Below are 12,654 nucleotides of genomic sequence, written 5' to 3' on the forward strand. Positions count from 1 at the left end.
CTACAATACGGCTTTTAATGCCATTCCGAGTGCTTGCGCTCTTGCTTGTAATTCCAAGCGATGTTTCCGTTCCATTTCTGCTGTTTCTTCTGCCGTGCTGCTTCTGATTTGTACTTTACGTAATTCAGCTTCCAGTTCCCATTTCTTCTCGCTCAACTGGTTGCGTTCATTAAGTAAAGTTGTATATTCTTCCTTACGATTTTGAAATTGTTCTTTTAACTTTTCAAGTTCCGCTTTTAATTCTGTTTGATGCATTCCATTATCTCTTTCTTCAGAACGTTCATTTTCCTCCCTAATAACTTTTGCACCCTCGACCAATGGTTTTATACTCTTTTTCGTTCCCGACCTCTTAACGCGATTCCTAATGCCCTCTTTTTTCTCTCGTCGTTTTGCGACGTTGTGATACAGTGTACTTTCACTCACACCAAGACGATCTGCAATTTTTGCCCAAGATAATTTCTGTTCCCGTAACTTCTCCGCCTTCTCACATAATACATCCCAATTTCTCTCTTCAGCCATCTGCTCTGCCATGGTTTCATTTCTCCCTTCCAGTAAAGTGTCGCCTAATTGTTTCAATTTCTTCCCAATCCTACAGTTATCCGCACACCAGGAAGTCTTGCGATTCCCTGACTTCCTGTATACCGGTACTTTTTCACATCCCCCGCAGTTCTCATCTTGTAGATCTAATACTTGAATCCGAACGGATTTCTTATCAAGCTTCATCGAAATGCTTGTCCTCATCCGCTATTTCGAACTCTTCCGAGACTTGATTCTCAGTTTCCTGATTCCCTTCTTGTTGCACTTCAAGGGCTTCCTCCGGTTTCTCTTCCCCCTTTGTCTCCTCTGTTGGTTCTGGCTGCTGTTCTTTCCACTCATTCCACTTGATAGCTAATAGCGCGATACGCTTACGATATTCATCGATTACTTCGATAATTTGTCCTGAGGACATGCTCAGTTCATTTGCCAATTTCAAGTACGATTCACCCTCTAGACGACGTTTCACCATATCCGGAAGTTTATTCGGCATGCCCTCGAAGTTTGGGGCTAACCCACTAATGATAAAAGCATCGATAATCTCCCGGTCCGCTTGTTCTTTTTCTTCACGAGTCTGAATCTTTTCTTCCGACATATCTAGATCCGCTTCTATTTGCTCAAATGTTGGTTTTACCTCTTGTACAATTCCTTTCTCATCGACTTCGTACTGCGTAACCGGTTCATTTGTTTTCGCATTAATTGTGATATTAAAGTTGACTTGCATAGACTCTAGCGAAACAAACACTTTCGCATCAATCATTTCAGACAGAGAATCCAACTTCCCCTGTAGCGAAGAATCTGTTACTTCTAGCACGATTTCCTTCTTCCCGTCTGGTTTTAAGTTCACTTTCTTTAACACTGGTTTGAATTCGATATATGACATTACAATCAGCTCCCTTTATTTTACTTGGTTTCGCTTTTTCACTTTCTTCTCCGCTCGTTGCAACTTGTTGTATTCATCCAATGTGATAAATCCGCCGTATTTCTTCACATACTTCAGCAAAATCAGCTGTAAGTGCGGGTATTTATATTCAAATAACTTTCTTTTCACGTTGAATGTTTCGGTAATCATACCTTTTATGTCTATAACCTCTACCTCGCCATTGGGCAAATACACCAAGAAGTCCGCTATGTATGTAATCGCTTGAAATCTCTTGTTATGTTTCTTGAATGCTGGTTGTAACTTAAATACGGGCTGCCGTTCAAATCCTTGTATTTCGCCTCTTGCATTACGAATTTTCAAATTTTCGTAATAATTCGCTTCGGCTTTTGAATCGAAAACATGACCGTCCAAATCAACTTTTTTGTTTTTGTATTTACTCAATTCCGCTCACACTTTCTCCCGATAATCTTCGCCTTCAACAGCAACCATATAATCTTTACTCATACCCTTTAACCGGCTATTTGCTGCAAAACCTACCTTTTCACCTAATGTCTCATCATCTTCGTTCGAACTATACAAAATCGGAAAATTATGGCGATATCGATAATCAATGATCTGGTAGTACAAATTTTCTTTTGCTTCTGACCATTTGGATTTTCCTAAGTCATCCCACACTAGAACTTCTACTTGCTTTGCGGAATGTAATAAGCGATTAAATTCTTTTTTATCATCATTCATCATCTTTGCTGCAATGAGGTCATCCACGAACGTCCCGTCCGAAATCAGTAATACGCTATATCCTTGCTTCATGAGATATTTTGCTGCAGCCACTTGCAAATGTGTTTTTCCAAGACCAAAACTGTTATGTTCCCGCTTTGCCTGTGCTCGTTTAGATGGTTCTAACTGTTTAATGCGGAGCTCACCAAACGTTGCGATAAAGCCTAAGCTATTTTGTTTCGTTCCCTTGATTTCTTCAAAATTACGCAAATATTTTACGATGGTTTCATACAACACTTTTTGGTTTTCTGTCTTTTGTTTGTAAGAGTCAAATCTCGCTTGCGCAAACTCTTCTGGGATCATTGCGTTTTTCAACCTTCGTTCTATCACTCGTTGCATTTTACATGAACAATCCTTCTGCACAGATACTTTCATTCCAAATTCATTGACTTCCTCGTAAAACAGCACTTCTGTATCCTGGCATTTTGAGCACCTATACTCGTTTGATGTAACTTGGCATATTTCGTTCTCGGCTTGCAACTTCTTCCTCATAGCTTCTGCCCGCTTGATAATTTCCGCCATTGCGTCTCCGATGCGCTGCATGTTCCCCACCGCCTTTTTGATTTTTATACGCTTCATCCAGTTGCATTACATCCGACATTGTTTTGACATTGCTTTTCTGCCAATTGGATAAAATACCACTAATATATTTCCAACGCTTTACATTTTGATCAATCGCTCGATCCACAGCTTCTAACACCATTTCGCTTCCTAGCGCATCGCAAAACTCTCCCAAATCATGCAAGGCTGTTTCACTTAGCGGAATATTGTTCTGCAGTACGTACTGATAACTCTTCTGAAATGCTTCATCAATCAAGGGGTGCTTATCTACATCATCATCTTTAGTTAGATTCGTACTTGGTATATTAGTACTTAGTAAATCATTAGTATTTAGTAGTCCCCCTTTTTCCACTGTGTGGTTTTCCATACGTGTGGTTTCCCACTCGATGGTTTTACCACTAGGTGGATTTTCCAGGGGGTGGTTTTCGGTATCTATGGTTGGGACTTCATACACCACTGTTTCCCAATGTGAGATTTTCCCCGTTTCGGTATTTTGAACGGGATAACGCTTCAAGTAACCCGCTTCCTTCAGCTCTTTTACAATACTTGCAGTTATTTTTTCGCTATCTTTGGTATGTTCACTCAGTTCGGAGACATGGAACGTCCAATCATCTGGCAAAGAAAGCATATAAGCAAGCAATCCTCTGGCTCTCCAACTGAGATTAGAATCATGTAAAGGTATATTGTGTATGATTGAATAATTTGTATCTTTAGCTACTCGAAATATTCCCATCCCTTTTTTACCCCCTCCTGCAAACCGCAATGTACGATTGATTTTCTAAAATAACTTTTTCTATGTGATAGTTTGGATACCCAGTCTGTATATATCTTGCAATAGAACGCTTTAGTTCTTCTTTAGATTGTGCTCTCTCCCATAATTTACGGGAGAGGAGCACCTTTGATTTACTCATCCTTCAATCGGGAATTCTTGTTGTCCGGCCTCTTCTGTTGTTGACTGTTCTATATCAATTGGATCCACTTCAATAAACTCCGGCTCTTCCGTAATATCTTTTCGCACCACTTCGTCTTGCTGCGCTTGTGTTTGTACTTCAATGCTAATCGGTAAATATTTAAACATGTAACGAACCACTGTTTTTTTCGCCATTTCTTCATAGTCGCTACTCCAAGGGCTATAGCTAGAATTAGCGGATGCAGAACGTTCTCGGCGTTTCTCAATTTCACTTTTCGGCATAAACTCCATTTGATACCCACCATCTTTAAAATGAGCAACTGCATACGCTCCAATAAACGCGCCACGATCCCCATGTGACGGCTTATGCTCCAATTTTGGATGCAACCCCAACTCATATTCGAATTCGTCATTTTCATGTACAGCATGGGCATAAATACTTTGAATATGACCAGACCGTCTTGCGAGGTCAATCATCCCCTTATAACCAATGATAAATGTTGCTTCACGCTTATACGGTAAGATGTAACAGTGTCCTAGTAATCCTGGCTCCAATCCTAGCTGTACGGCTTGCATGACAGCCCCCATAAGAGAAGGAACCGCGCATTCGAGAAGCTTTGGATTTGTACGAATTGTTGTTAAGGCAATGCGACTCATACGGTTCATATCCATATGTTTCGGTAATACTTCCGCCATTCTGGGTGCCATTTTCTTCATGTAAGCTTCTACGGTTTGTTCCGGTGTAACTGGCGCACTTTCTTTTCGATTTGTTAACTGGTTTTTCAACTTTTCATTTGTAGCCATATTTAACCCACTCCTTATTTTTTATTTCACTAAAAACTTTCTTGATATAGTTTCATTTGCATATTCTTTATATAAATCAGGATGTTCTGTTTTAAATCGTTTGCTATCAAAACGATTACTTGTATAAGACTTCCAATGAATGGTATAATTCTCCGTTGTCCCTTTCTCATGAGAGCCTAGTTTCGCTTTCAGCTTGTTCTCATACTCTGCCTTTTGTTCTTGTAGTACCTTCATTTCTCTATCTACTTGGTCTCTCGCTTCAATGAGTAGCTCTTCTTGCTTTTCTAGACTGATAGAACTATCCTCAATAGATTCTGGATACATTTGCTTCAGTAGCTGCGTAGATGCCTCTGAACCATCGAACATAGGCGGTTCATCCTTTTCAACGTGACCCAGCCAAAAATCTCGTTCCATATTGATGAGATATTGAATAATGTCCTCATCACGTTCAATCTTCTTATAGACAAACTTATTACCACCAATTAATACGGCAATCCACCATGCTTCATAGCCTGTCACAGCCATATAGTGCTGACACTGAAGAAGGTAAGCGACCGGTATTTCTTCACCTTCCCAGTCCTTTTTCAAGTATTCTGAAGCTGTTTTACATTCAAGACCCACTCGTTCTCCTACAATGAGCCTGTCCACGTTTGCTAGCATCCAAGGATTCTCTGGGTGCTGTAGAATAGCATTTCGACGCTGTACCTTTAAACCTGTTCGTTTGACAAATTCCTGGGCAACTACTTCTTCTAATACATTCCCAAAATAAGCGGCTTCACTTTGTATATCTTCTGGCTCGATGGCTTGTGTTTTCTCAAGAAACACCTGTACTTGCGACTTCCATTTACTTAAGCCAGCGATGGCTGCCACATCTGAACCACCTAGTCCTTGCTTACGTGCTTCTAACCATGCCTTACGATCCATATGTAATGTATTTACCAACACTTTCGCCTGCATGTTCCTTTCACTCACCTTCTGTGTTATACTGACTTCGCCTTAAATTTTATTGAGAACTCATTCCCGTGAGTTCTTTTTTTATTCTCCTGCCACAAACCGTGTGCCATGTCGTTCTAGAAATTTCCCATTGCATTCCTCGCAAATGAAGTTTCCTTCAAATTCGTAATATGTCATACCAAAATACAATTCACCATCACAATCGCTACAATAGTACTCGAAATCTTCTCGCGGGGAATCGTGTGGGTTTCCTGTAACGTTTGGGTTTTCTAACATACAAATCACCTCCTCCAACACATGTAGGATTTTTCTCCTTTTTGTCGAAGGTAGTAGACAGAAGGAGGTGCTAATGTGAATACATCCAAAATCATTACTTACGATTTAGTAAGTCCAGGAAGAGATTATGAAAGTTTAATTAAAGAAATTAAAAATTATCAGAGTTGGGATCAAATAACAGAGTCAACTTGGTTCATTTCAACTCCCGACTCTTGTTCTGCAGTCATGGATAATTTATCCAAACACTTAGATTCTAATGATCGGATATTTGTAGCTACACTCTCAAAGAACGCCGTATGGAAAAATATTAATTGGAACAATGAATTCTTAGTAAAAAAACATTTAACTATTTCTTATTAAGATTTCCGCAGGTCCTGTTGCATTAATTCCTCTCGTCTCATTGACGTTTAAGGAAAATTTCTCATTCTCATGAACCTGCAGCAAAATACTTTTTCCCTCTTCTAGCATATTTTTTAGGGAAGAGGGGTTTTCTTGTGGACTATTTTCTTCAATATTCTCAGGTACAGATGCTCCCGCTATTAACTTTTGTTCAAGCGATTCTACACGTTTGTTCAATTCCCTTAGTGCCTCTTTCATGTTATCCATCTCACTCATCCACCTTTTCATTTTGTTTTCCACACACTAATTATGGCTAGGCTTGCTCTAGCTGTTGCATAATTATCGCTCCTCCCTGATGCATATGCTTGTCTTTTATTCGTAGGATTTAAAATTTTTGTACAATTCAGATGTTGCTGTAACAATACTTGAAAGCTTGTCTAATTCGTTAACAGAAACTTGATCCTTCATAACATCAATTAATTCTGTTAACCCTAAAATCGTTTTCTCTACAGCCTCTGTTACCGCAGGGGCTGTTACTTGATTCTCTTGATTATTCTTCATTTTCATTCTCCTTTTCCATTTCCAATTTGATATCATTCACACATCCATCCCAAACGCCTTCCTCTAGGTATTCACTATGCTGTTTTAAAAACTCATGGCATTCCTTATGGAGATAATAATCATAAAACTCATATTCAGATTTTCCTTTATTTTGAATCGCATCAGAGCCACAAGGTATGTTTTTCAAACACCCTAAACATGTTTGATCCTTATGAATTTTCAAGCTTTTGCACGCATGAAATTCTGACATTACCATCATCCTTTTGCTCATTAATTTGCCAGCGTAATATAATGCACCCTCTCCACAACATCTGCGTTCACACCGATACTTTTCAAGCGGTGAACAATCCCACGAATACGTGCACGTTCCTCATCATGCTTTTCTTTGGCACGGTAGAGTGCCGCCAATTCCCTTCGGGCTAATCGAGCTTCTTTAATCCAGATACAAAACTGATAGGGATCATTCTTTTTTAGTGCTTCAACTTGCTTCTTTTCACAATACTGTAAGAATTCATCGAGTATTTGTTTCTTTTGCAAGTCTTTTGTTAGAACTGGTTTAGTCATGATGGTTTCTCCTCTTCTTTACATGCAATAGCAATCATTTGGACACATTTACCAGTGTTTTTCATAACTAATTCGTGTTATGTTACAAATTAATAAAATACTTTGACACCCAATCAATCTGTATTTTATTGATTTACGTTGACACCACCATTCTTATTACCCATAACCATTTGGTGTCAGAGAGCCCTTTTATAGGGCTTTTTCTTTTCCACACACCTATGCACTCGGAATGGCTCGTATTGAGTTTGCATCGCGATGAATCAAATGTAGTCTTCCATCTGCTTTCTTATAAATCAACCAATTATCTGAATTTAAGTTATACGAGTTAATATGTATCTTCGCTCTTCGTTGGCTTCTTACCGTTTTGCATCCCGCATTCCCTCCCTCTATTTCTCAAACAGCTCGTCCACTGTTGTTTTGAAATATGTCGCTAGTTTTTGTGCTTCTTTTAGGGTGAAGTCACTTTTACGGTGTTCCTTAGCAAAATATGTTCTCGGTGCAATATGAATCAAATTTGCTGCTTTCTCTTGTGTCATGCGTTGCTCTTTTCTGGCAATGTATAAGTTTTTGTGCATGGTATCGCTCCTTTATTAATGTTTCATAAATCACACCAATTCCCTTAGGGAATTAAAATTCTAAAAAATAAATTACTAATCGAATAAATTAGCAATATCTTTCTTAAAAACACAAGCTATGCGGGAAGCAAGATTATAATAAATTTTTTTTTGATACTTATCATTATTAATAATTTTATAGCAGTAACTATTCGAAATCCCTAAAATTCTAGCCAATTCTTGATACGTATACCCTGAATCTTTAAATGCTTGTTTTAACTGCGTGATTTCTCTATTAGAAGCATTCATGTTAGAACCCCTTTCTATATTTGTATAAAAAGAATTTCATTCCCTCAGGGAAAATTAAAGTTGTTTCCATAAATATTTTCAAAAGGTTGTTTTTCCCTAGAGGAAATATTATAATGAATTAAAATAAAACTATTTATGAGGTGATTATATGGAATTAAAAGAACGGATTCGTTTCCTAAGAAAAGAACGTAATCTAAAACAAGACGAACTCGGAAAAGCTATAGGTGTAAATGCTGCTAGTGTATCAAAATTTGAGACTGGTTTAAAATCACCTTCTCGCGAAACCCTTCAACGCATGGCAGATTTTTTTAACGTTTCTGCTGATTATTTACTGGGAAGGTCAGATGATCGCCAATTAAACCAGATGCTTAATACAAAATACAACGCTTTAAAAATACGACTTGACCAACTACCTCAGGAACATCAAGAAATTTTATTACAAAATATGTTAACAATGATGGAAAGTTTCAAAAAAATATCTAATTATAAAAAGGAATAAAACGCTCATACAAACTTCTCATCTTCCACTAATTTAATCGATTCAAACATGCAATCAATATACTCATCTATTTGTTGTTCATTATTTGTAATCTCGTCTAGAAATTTGATGAATTCTCTCAAAATTTCATATTTAGTCATTAACATGCTCACCTCAAAAAGAATTATTATGTTAATAATAACATTTCCTTTAGAGAACGTTATTAAAGTATCTAAACTTGTATTTTTTTATTTTTAGATACTAAAAAAGGAACGAGATAAACTCATTCCTTCATAGCGGTATTTCAACCACCTGGTTTAATTGTATCTTGTGCTTGAACTTTATTATAAATCGGCTGTTTGAGGTTTTCCTGATTTATTCCCCACACTCCACTCACCATTGTGAATACCATTGATGCCATAAATACCATATGAACTAATTTCTTCATCACTCAACACTTCCTTTCCTACATCCCCATTAATCTGAATCATTGTTTCTATCAATTCATATTCTTCTCCGCGAGCATATAACTCTTTAGCTGTCAAACTGGCAAACAAATAATTTGACTGAGAAAGAAATTTCGTAAAGATATTATGTAAATCTCTATGTTGCTGACTTGCTACTCCTATAAAGTATACCAAAAAGTCTCCTTCTCTCCCATCATATAATACTTCTTTCAGCTTAGAAATATTCTCAATGCACGGATTGTTTTGAAATTCAATTAGATCTAAATCTGAATCATTTTCCAATTTCACACCAAAATAAACCTTGGCTAAATCCAAATTATACCGGGATTCGGTTTGTAACTCTATGTCATTTATAGTTTTCATTAAATCATAGCTCGTCTGAAAATATTGTAAGCTTTTTGTTTGATCTTTGGCTAAATGAGACATACCCAAAATATAGTACGCATCAGAAATTGTTTTTTTACTAACGTTTGCTTCTATGATTGCTTTCGCAAATTTCTCAGCGTAACCTAAACAATTGTAATGTAAATATACTGGTGCGAAAACTTCAATAACCCTATATACATAACATGCTTTAATATAGAATTTCCTTTCGCTCTCTATGGCTATTACCTGGTTCTCAATTTCTTGTGCCAATTCTAACATTACATGATATTTCTTTAAATGAAAATAATTATAACATTTCATGATATCAACCAAAATGCTCAAAACTTTATCCTTTGGTTGTCCTACTTTATTTAATTCATCGATAATTTTTGTCCCATGTAGTTCACTAGTAATATATCTGTACAAAATATTGTAAAAAACTGCATATTCCCGTACCGTTCCATTATCTTCTTTATATTTTAAAATTAACTGCTTTAACAACTCCACATTTCTCGTTAAGGCTGCATATTCAAAACTCTGCTTAATCGCCTCCGCTGTATCCAACTGTAAACACCAATCCGCCATCGTTTCTGCTGGGCTTTTCTCAGAATCATTTAGTACATATGATAACTTCACCAAATGACAAAAACTAATTGCTCCCTGATTTTTAAATTTTGACATATACTGTAAAGGAACACCGATTTTTTCCGCCACAATTGTTAAAGTTAAGTCCTCTTTGTCTTCAATCAAATCACATATTTTTTGATGAAAGCGCATAAAAATATTTCCTCCCCCCTAAAACATAAAAATCCACCATCCTATTTTCTCAACCCAGAAACTGCACTACGAATGATGAATGTCTGTTAAACTAAGGAGGAACTCGTATGATGCAAGTGTTTGTCCTAAGGTAGCTAGGATGAACGGTGTTAGCGGTTTTGTCACGATCACCTCTAACACACGCTCTGCGAGTTTTTATGTTTAGTTTTTTATTATTCTGCAAATTAATTTTGTAGCCATTTCGACACGATTATATCACGAGTAGTTATTCCCGAACACCCATTCTAAATATTTCTCAAGTTCAAATGCGATAAAATACACGAAATTTATTGAATAATCGTTTATCTTTATATTTTATTTGAATTGGTTGATTACAAGACCATCCGATTTTATAGTTTTTTACCCAGCCAATCTGAAATCTACAAAAAAGGTTTCTCAAAAATTATTGTAAATTGTATGCTATATCTTTATACAAGTATGGAACTTCCCCATACAGGATAGTATGTTACGAAAATTACAGTGGTTCAAGTCAAAGAGAGACGTTCAATTTATATTGAGCGTCTTTTCTTTTGGTAACAAACAAGTTATAATCTACTCAATAAATTGAATTATCAATCTTTATATACGCAGGAGGGATTCCCGATGGTGGTCTACAAAGATAAAGAACGAGGAACATATTTTTTCGTTGTCAGAGTACGTCAGTTTGATGGTACTCAAAAACAAGTAAAACGTCGTGGATTTAAGACTAAAAAGGAAGCACGTGAAGCCGAAGCGAAAATGTTAGTTGAAAAAGAAACAAACTCGAACTTAACATTTGCTCAAGTTGCTGATAGCTATTTTGATTGGTATTCGCAAAGACGCAAACCAACATCTATAAGCATAATTAAAAATGTTATTTATAATCATCTACAAAAAGAATTTGGCAGAATGAAAATTGATAAAATAACTGCTAAACACATAATGAATTATCAAAATCAAATTATAAATAAGTACTCTGCGGACTCTCTAAAAAAAATTCATACTGTGCTCTCTTCTATATTCAATTTTGCAATAAAATTCCATGGTTTAACTAGTAATCCAGCACGTATTGCAGGGAATTTTGAAAAAGAATCGAATAAAAGGATAAACTTTTGGGAATTTGAAGAATTCCAACAGTTTATTGAAGTTGTTGACACCCCTTTGTACAAAACGTTCTTCTCCACACTATATTATAGCGGGGCTAGAAAAGGCGAATTATTAGCTTTAACTTGGGAAGATGTTAATTTTGAGGAAAAAACAATTAACATTAATAAAACAGATTATAATAGGCAGATTACACAACCAAAAACCAAGGCTTCTAATAGAATTATTATGTTGCCTTCCCTTGTTATAGACTTATTGAAAAAATTAAAAGAACATGCTACATTAACAGCACCAGTAAAAGATGATTATGTCGTTTTTGGAGAGTTTCGCAGCAGTATTTCTACAAGCACACTACAATTAAATTATAAAAAATATATAAAGATAGCCCAAGTTAAAAACATTGTGCTTCATGAATTCCGACATTCTCATGCATCCTATCTAATTAATAAAGGCGTAAGCCCTCTTATGGTAGCCCAACGCCTTGGTCATTCAGATGTAGCAACGACTCTGAACACTTACAGTCATTTGTACCCGTCAAAGCAAGCAGAAGTAGTTGCGTTTATGGAGGATGATTTGGCAAAAAAGTTACCAAATCGTTACCAAGATAGTCCCAAACCTTAATATACATGACTTTGCATACACTTCTTCCATATATACAGCCATCACATATAAAGTAATAACTGCAATAACTGTTAATCCGATAAACAATTGCAATCTATAGTTCTCAAATAGTAATCCGCCAAATATTGCTCCAATCGCAATTGATAAGTTAATAGCCCAGTAGTTAATACTGTACATCACTTTTCGATTTTCAGGTGTACTCACATCTATCAACATCGCTTCCGTCGCTGGATTCATAAGTCCAGATCCTAAACTATTCGCTAACATAAACACAAATGTTAGCCACGGTGAATCTACATAATCTGAGTTTGCAATTCCCATACAAGCAATGGAAACGACTTGTATACTTTGGCCGATAATCATTACTTTTTTACGACCGAGCCGATCTCCAACATACCCACCATATAAACCGATAATTAATGCAGCTAGCACATTGATGAGTAATAAAGCACCAGCAATCGCACTACCTAATTTTATTGAAAAGTAAATTGCCATAAATGGAAAAATCATTGTGGATACAGTGCGTGTTAAAAACGAAGTTATAATTCTAATTTTTATATTTCGGTGCATACTCCAAAATCCCATTGTTTCCCCCTCCTTATGCTTATTCATTTTACTTTGAAAAAGAGGAAGAAAAAGGTTAGAATATTCTAAAGAGTTTCCCCTTTTATCAAACATTAACGGGCAGTAAGACCCCCACCTCAAAATTCAGCGAAAGCAAAGAAGTTAGGCGGGGATCAACTGCCCGTAAAAGCCCGATTGGTGAAGGCTAATAATCAGTGGGGGATGCCCCACTG

Annotated in this window: 19 protein-coding genes and 2 pseudogenes; 3 read left to right on the forward strand and 18 right to left on the reverse strand. The window is 36.6% G+C overall.

Annotated features, from left to right (window positions below):
* The 8 genes from I6L50_RS00140 to I6L50_RS00175 form a co-directional block, all read right to left on the reverse strand.
* Positions 1 to 723: a zinc-finger domain-containing protein gene (locus tag I6L50_RS00140; RefSeq protein WP_219299867.1), complete on the reverse strand. Its 723-nt coding sequence runs from the start codon at positions 721 to 723 to the stop codon at positions 1 to 3.
* Entirely contained in the window at positions 713 to 1,417 is a 705-nt protein-coding gene (locus I6L50_RS00145) for a 2-methylcitrate dehydratase (protein ID WP_219299869.1), read from the reverse strand. The genes I6L50_RS00140 and I6L50_RS00145 overlap by 11 nt, the downstream gene beginning before the upstream one ends.
* A gap of 15 nt (positions 1,418 to 1,432) precedes the next feature.
* Positions 1,433 to 1,858, reverse strand: coding sequence for a DUF1064 domain-containing protein (locus I6L50_RS00150; RefSeq protein ID WP_219299872.1), 426 nt, complete (start codon positions 1,856 to 1,858; stop codon positions 1,433 to 1,435).
* A gap of 6 nt (positions 1,859 to 1,864) precedes the next feature.
* Positions 1,865 to 2,674 (reverse strand): ATP-binding protein, encoded by an 810-nt coding sequence (locus I6L50_RS00155; protein ID WP_257475368.1) that lies wholly within the window; start codon positions 2,672 to 2,674, stop codon positions 1,865 to 1,867.
* Entirely contained in the window at positions 2,628 to 3,488 is an 861-nt protein-coding gene (locus tag I6L50_RS00160) for a DnaD domain protein (RefSeq protein ID WP_219299874.1), read from the reverse strand. The genes I6L50_RS00155 and I6L50_RS00160 overlap by 47 nt, the downstream gene beginning before the upstream one ends.
* Positions 3,489 to 3,662: 174 nt before the next feature.
* Positions 3,663 to 4,469, reverse strand: a complete 807-nt coding sequence (gene recT / locus I6L50_RS00165; protein ID WP_219299876.1) for a recombination protein RecT — start codon at positions 4,467 to 4,469, stop codon at positions 3,663 to 3,665.
* A 21-nt stretch (positions 4,470 to 4,490) separates the two neighbouring features.
* Positions 4,491 to 5,426: a YqaJ viral recombinase family nuclease gene (locus tag I6L50_RS00170; RefSeq protein ID WP_219299878.1), complete on the reverse strand. Its 936-nt coding sequence runs from the start codon at positions 5,424 to 5,426 to the stop codon at positions 4,491 to 4,493.
* Positions 5,427 to 5,504: 78 nt separating this feature from the next.
* Positions 5,505 to 5,699 carry a hypothetical protein gene (locus I6L50_RS00175; RefSeq protein ID WP_219299880.1) on the reverse strand — a complete coding sequence of 65 codons (195 nt, stop codon included), beginning with the start codon at positions 5,697 to 5,699 and terminating at the stop codon, positions 5,505 to 5,507.
* Between the two features lie 75 nt (positions 5,700 to 5,774).
* On the opposite strand from I6L50_RS00175, the gene I6L50_RS00180 reads away from it, so the two are divergent.
* Positions 5,775 to 6,059 (forward strand): CRISPR-associated protein Cas2, encoded by a 285-nt coding sequence (locus I6L50_RS00180; RefSeq protein WP_219299882.1) that lies wholly within the window; start codon positions 5,775 to 5,777, stop codon positions 6,057 to 6,059.
* On the opposite strand, the gene I6L50_RS00185 is transcribed toward I6L50_RS00180, so the two are convergent.
* From I6L50_RS00185 to I6L50_RS00210, 7 genes and pseudogenes are all read right to left on the reverse strand, one after another.
* Positions 6,042 to 6,305 carry a hypothetical protein gene (locus I6L50_RS00185; RefSeq protein ID WP_257475342.1) on the reverse strand — a complete coding sequence of 88 codons (264 nt, stop codon included), beginning with the start codon at positions 6,303 to 6,305 and terminating at the stop codon, positions 6,042 to 6,044. The two genes, I6L50_RS00180 and I6L50_RS00185, sit on opposite strands and share 18 nt — an antisense overlap.
* 105 nt (positions 6,306 to 6,410) lie before the next feature.
* Positions 6,411 to 6,599 (reverse strand): hypothetical protein, encoded by a 189-nt coding sequence (locus I6L50_RS00190; RefSeq protein WP_219299884.1) that lies wholly within the window; start codon positions 6,597 to 6,599, stop codon positions 6,411 to 6,413.
* Complete coding sequence (locus I6L50_RS00195; protein ID WP_257475343.1) at positions 6,589 to 6,849, reverse strand: hypothetical protein; 261 nt, start codon at positions 6,847 to 6,849, stop codon at positions 6,589 to 6,591. Before I6L50_RS00195 ends, I6L50_RS00190 begins: the two co-directional genes overlap by 11 nt.
* A 20-nt stretch (positions 6,850 to 6,869) precedes the next feature.
* The gene (locus I6L50_RS00200; RefSeq protein WP_219299886.1) at positions 6,870 to 7,163 is read right to left on the reverse strand and encodes a hypothetical protein; all 294 of its coding nucleotides are present in this window, start codon (positions 7,161 to 7,163) and stop codon (positions 6,870 to 6,872) included.
* Positions 7,164 to 7,379: 216 nt separating this feature from the next.
* Positions 7,380 to 7,533 (reverse strand): annotated as a pseudogene (locus I6L50_RS35775) (DUF6906 family protein).
* A gap of 16 nt (positions 7,534 to 7,549) precedes the next feature.
* A complete protein-coding gene (locus I6L50_RS00205; protein ID WP_219299888.1) occupies positions 7,550 to 7,738 on the reverse strand; it encodes a helix-turn-helix transcriptional regulator in 189 nt (62 codons plus the stop codon).
* 75 nt (positions 7,739 to 7,813) lie between these two features.
* Positions 7,814 to 8,026: a helix-turn-helix domain-containing protein gene (locus tag I6L50_RS00210; RefSeq protein ID WP_219299891.1), complete on the reverse strand. Its 213-nt coding sequence runs from the start codon at positions 8,024 to 8,026 to the stop codon at positions 7,814 to 7,816.
* Between the two features lie 148 nt (positions 8,027 to 8,174).
* Between I6L50_RS00210 and I6L50_RS00215 the strand changes: the two genes are divergently transcribed.
* Complete coding sequence (locus I6L50_RS00215) at positions 8,175 to 8,525, forward strand: helix-turn-helix domain-containing protein (RefSeq protein ID WP_219299893.1); 351 nt, start codon at positions 8,175 to 8,177, stop codon at positions 8,523 to 8,525.
* Between the two features lie 5 nt (positions 8,526 to 8,530).
* Here I6L50_RS00215 and I6L50_RS34660 read toward each other — a convergent pair whose 3' ends face one another.
* Complete coding sequence (locus tag I6L50_RS34660; RefSeq protein WP_257475344.1) at positions 8,531 to 8,665, reverse strand: hypothetical protein; 135 nt, start codon at positions 8,663 to 8,665, stop codon at positions 8,531 to 8,533.
* 183 nt (positions 8,666 to 8,848) lie between these two features.
* Positions 8,849 to 10,114 (reverse strand): AimR family lysis-lysogeny pheromone receptor, encoded by a 1,266-nt coding sequence (locus I6L50_RS00220; RefSeq protein WP_219299895.1) that lies wholly within the window; start codon positions 10,112 to 10,114, stop codon positions 8,849 to 8,851.
* A gap of 642 nt (positions 10,115 to 10,756) precedes the next feature.
* On the opposite strand from I6L50_RS00220, the gene I6L50_RS00225 reads away from it, so the two are divergent.
* On the forward strand, positions 10,757 to 11,857 hold the full coding sequence (locus tag I6L50_RS00225; protein ID WP_219299897.1) for a tyrosine-type recombinase/integrase: 1,101 nt from the start codon (positions 10,757 to 10,759) through the stop codon (positions 11,855 to 11,857).
* 15 nt (positions 11,858 to 11,872) lie between these two features.
* On the opposite strand, the pseudogene I6L50_RS00230 reads toward I6L50_RS00225, so the two are convergent.
* A pseudogene (locus I6L50_RS00230) lies at positions 11,873 to 12,442 on the reverse strand (MFS transporter); the annotation flags it as partial.
* Positions 12,443 to 12,654 lie beyond the last annotated feature (212 nt).

Origin of the sequence: Bacillus sp. FDAARGOS_1420 (assembly GCF_019344915.1) — a bacterium.
Lineage (GTDB): Bacteria > Bacillota > Bacilli > Bacillales > Bacillaceae_G > Bacillus_A > Bacillus_A mycoides.